Consider the following 3,570-nt stretch of genomic DNA (forward strand, 5'->3'; position numbering starts at 1 on the left):
TCACTACAACGATGTGTAGATACTTATTGAAAGACCGAGTCGCCTGCATCGCAGGCGAGCCAGCGCCCACAGTTGATCCTCAGTGGTCTTGAGATCAGGTACGCAGGTGTGTCAGCGGCAATTCAGTACTGTTGAGCACCTGATTCAGCACAAAGCTCGACCGCACGCTGGTCACGCCTTCAATGCGCGTCAGGTGGCCCAGCAGCAGTTTCTGGTAGTGGTCCATGTCCGGCACCACGACTTTCAACTGATAGTCGGCGTCCATCCCGGTGACGAGGCTGCATTCCAGCACTTGCGGCAGGGTGCGAATTGCCGCTTCGAAATTCTCGAAACGCTCAGGCGTATGGCGGTCCATGCCGATCAGCACATAGGCCGTGAGGCTCAGCCCCAGCATCTTGCGGTCCAGCAGTGCAACCTGACGCGCGATATAGCCGTCGTCCTCCAATTGCTTGACCCGGCGCGAGCAGGGCGACGGCGACAGGCCGATGCGCTCGGCCAACTCCTGGTTGGAGATCCTCGCGTCGCGCTGCAATTCCGCCAAAATACTCAGGTCGTATCGGTCAAGCTTGCTCATTGGGTTGGCCTTTGTCGTAACTATTGCGGCGAATTATCTATGAAGGGTTAAAAATTGCGCAAGCACTGTTTATTGACGCAATCTTCGCAATCGTCTGCCAGGCACCTGCGGGTATCGTTATCAACAGAATCACCGCCTGGACAACAGTCCACTGCAGCGGGCCCAATCAGGCTTGCTGCGGCCGCCGCCCCAGCAGGGTTGAGCCGGCCTCCAGGCTGCACACTGTCCACAAGACGGCGTGAGGTGAGCCAACGTCAAAAGCGTTGAGCCAGGACGAAATTCTCAAGGGGTGGCCGACGGGTCACCCCTTTTCTTTGCGTGCGTCTTTTACGTGTATCTCTTTCTCTACAAAAGAAAGTTCTCGTGACTGATAACCTGTTCCAGAACCGGGTGAGGCTTTTTCAGTCTCATGCAGTAAGGCCGGACACTCCAGGCCCTAATCCGCAGTGAGGAATAGCATGAAGCGCATCTGGCGTATGGCAGGTGTAGGTTTGCTGATGGTGACCGTCGGCACGCAAGTGATGGCAGACGACCCGCGCTATGAGGGCGGTGGTCAGCATGAGAGAGGGCCGGAAGGCGGGCGGCAAGGCAACGAGCAGCCGCGCCCGCAAAATAACCAGCCGCACCCGCAGAACAATCAACCACGGCCTGAAAACAATCAGCCGCGGCCGCAGAACCCGCATGTCGAGAACAACCAGCCTCGGCCGCAAAATCAGCATTTTGATCGCAATGAACAACAGCAGCACGGTGGTGGGCAGTGGCAAGGTCGCCCACAAGGTGCCGAGCAACCTCGGCCGGCGCCGCAACCTGCGAATAACCTGCCGATCCAGGGCCGCCCGGACACCGTTCGGCAAACCCAGGAGCCGCGCCAAGGCAATTATCAGGACATCCCGCGCCGTAACGATGGCAACCAGCATTGGCAGGCCGGCAATGGCCAAGGCAATCGTCCGGGTGGCGGCTACAACAATGGTCACCCCAATGACAACCGCTGGCCGGGACGCCCCGACGGGCATGGCAATGGATGGGGCCCGGGCCCGCAACACCGCCCCGGCTATATCGTGGACCGCTTCCCCGACCGCAATTACCGCGTGCCTTACCGTGGCCAGGATTACTTCTTCTCCGGTGGCTATTGGTATCGCCCGCAAGGTCCGCGTTATGTCGTGGTGACGCCACCGTACGGCATTCGCGTGCAATACCTGCCGGACTACGCGCGGGAAGTGTGGGTGGGCAGTGCGCTGTTCTTCGTCGCCGCCGGCGCCTATTACACCTACGAAAGCACCTCCCAGCAGTACGTGGTGGTGCAACCGCCGGCGGAAGCGCCAGCACCTGCGCCGCAGAGCAATGGCTATGACGTGGTCGCCTATCCTGCCAACGGCCAATCACCGGCCCAGGTGCAGCAGGACGGTTACGACTGTTATCGCTGGGCGGTGCAACAAAGTGGTTTTGATCCCCGGACTGTCACCTACGCCCCTGACCCGGCGGTGGTGCAAACCTACCGCCAGGCCCAGGGCAACTGCCTGAGCAGTCGCGGGTATCAGGTGCAGTACTAGGTTCTACTGCCCGTGACCACTTCCCGCGGGTCGGCGTGCACCAGCACTTCGGCGCGCGGGTAGGCTTGGTGAATGGCATCGGCGGCCTGGTCGCTGATGCCGTGTGCCACTGACAGCGTCAATTCCCCCGGCAACTCCAGGTGCAACTGCACAAACCAATGGCTGCCGGAAATTCGCGTGCGCAAATCATGCGCACCCAACACGCCCGGTACGCCGCGCGCCAGTTCGAGCATGTGCTGGCTGACGTCCGGCGGCAGCTCCTCGTCCATCAACACCGCAAAGCTTTCACGGGCGATCTGGATCGCGCTCCACAAAATGTAGGCGGCGATGCCCAGGCCGAACCAGGCATCCACCTGATTGAAACCAAAGCCCGCCAACACCAACGCCACCAGGATGCTGCCGTTGAGCATCAAGTCGGAGCGGTAATGCAGCGAGTCTGCGCGCACGGCGCTGGAGCCGGTTTCGCGGATCACGCGGTGTTGCAGCATCAGCAGCGCCACCGTCATCACCAGCGAAAAAATGATCACGCCGATGCTCAGCCACGGCGCGCCGACGGGCTCCGGGTGCTGCAAGCGCTGGTAGGCCTGAAACGCGATCAACACCGCACTGCCGGCGATAAACAGCGCCTGGGCCATGCCCGACAATGATTCCGCCTTGCCGTGGCCGTAACGGTGATCATCGTCGGCCGGGCGCAGCGCGTAATGCACGGCGAGTAAATTGAGCAGCGAGGTCACGCCGTCGAGCAGCGAGTCGGTCAGCCCGGCGAGCATGCTCACCGAGCCGCTGAGCCACCAGGCGATGGCCTTGGTGATGATCAACGCACAGGCCACGCCCACCGACGCGCGAGTGGCCAGGCGCAGGAGCCTGGCGTGTTCGGGACTGCTGGTCATAGGCGGGTCGAATCCTTAAGCGGCAGGTTGCAGGCCCAGGGACGCAAGTTGTTGCACGCTGCCCTTGAACTGGATCATGCGTGGGTCGTCCAGCGGCAGGCGGTGGCCGGTTTCTTTCTGAATGATGGTTTGCAGCTTGGCGTTGTCGACCTTGCCGTCGGCGCCGATGGCTTCGTGGAGTTTCTCTGGCGCAACCTGGGCGGTCTTGCCCGGCTCGAAGTAAATGGCACCGGTGGCGAAGTCGACGCCGAACGCGATCAGGCCCGGGATCACATAAAACAGCAGGCCCACGGCGTCGAGCACGGCAATGGTCGGGTCGATCTTGCCGTCGATCTGGCCACGGCGGTCCGGGTAGAAAATCGAACCGCAGGCCGTCAGTTGGCTCAGCAGGGTAACGGCGAGGACACCGCCGATGACACGGGAAGCGATACGCATGAAAACTCTCCTGAACACAATTAATACGCGACTATAAGCGACGAAGATCCAATGTGGGAGCGGGCTTGCTCGCGAATGCGGTCTGTCAGTTGATGAATATGTGACTGATGCACCGCATTCG

General features: G+C 61.1%; 4 protein-coding genes. 1 reads left to right on the top strand and 3 read right to left on the bottom strand.

Annotated features, from left to right (window positions below; genetic code table 11):
* Positions 1–94: 94 nt before the first annotated feature.
* Positions 95–574, bottom strand: a complete 480-nt coding sequence (locus WBB95_RS19075) for an Lrp/AsnC family transcriptional regulator (protein WP_003194418.1) — start codon at positions 572–574, stop codon at positions 95–97.
* 458 nt (positions 575–1,032) lie between these two features.
* On the opposite strand from WBB95_RS19075, the gene WBB95_RS19080 reads away from it, so the two are divergent.
* Positions 1,033–2,124: a DUF6515 family protein gene (locus tag WBB95_RS19080; protein WP_424488996.1), complete on the top strand. Its 1,092-nt coding sequence runs from the start codon at positions 1,033–1,035 to the stop codon at positions 2,122–2,124.
* Here WBB95_RS19080 and WBB95_RS19085 read toward each other — a convergent pair.
* Positions 2,121–3,014, bottom strand: a complete 894-nt coding sequence (locus tag WBB95_RS19085; protein WP_424488997.1) for a cation diffusion facilitator family transporter — start codon at positions 3,012–3,014, stop codon at positions 2,121–2,123. The genes WBB95_RS19080 and WBB95_RS19085 overlap by 4 nt on opposite strands.
* 15 nt (positions 3,015–3,029) lie before the next feature.
* On the bottom strand, positions 3,030–3,449 hold the full coding sequence (locus WBB95_RS19090) for a polyribonucleotide nucleotidyltransferase (protein WP_424488998.1): 420 nt from the start codon (positions 3,447–3,449) through the stop codon (positions 3,030–3,032).
* Between the last annotated feature and the right edge of the window lie 121 nt (positions 3,450–3,570).

The organism is Pseudomonas sp. (genome assembly GCF_049645325.1).
Lineage (GTDB): Bacteria > Pseudomonadota > Gammaproteobacteria > Pseudomonadales > Pseudomonadaceae > Aquipseudomonas.

What these genes read in the sequence shown, in the direction of transcription:
- WBB95_RS19075 (WP_003194418.1), bottom strand. Translation starts at nt 574, where the DNA reads ATGAGCAAGCTTGACCGATACGACCTGAGTATTTTGGCGGAATTGCAG.
- WBB95_RS19085 (WP_424488997.1), bottom strand. Translation starts at nt 3,014, where the DNA reads ATGACCAGCAGTCCCGAACACGCCAGGCTCCTGCGCCTGGCCACTCGC.
- WBB95_RS19080 (WP_424488996.1), top strand. Translation starts at nt 1,033, where the DNA reads ATGAAGCGCATCTGGCGTATGGCAGGTGTAGGTTTGCTGATGGTGACC.
- WBB95_RS19090 (WP_424488998.1), bottom strand. Translation starts at nt 3,449, where the DNA reads ATGCGTATCGCTTCCCGTGTCATCGGCGGTGTCCTCGCCGTTACCCTG.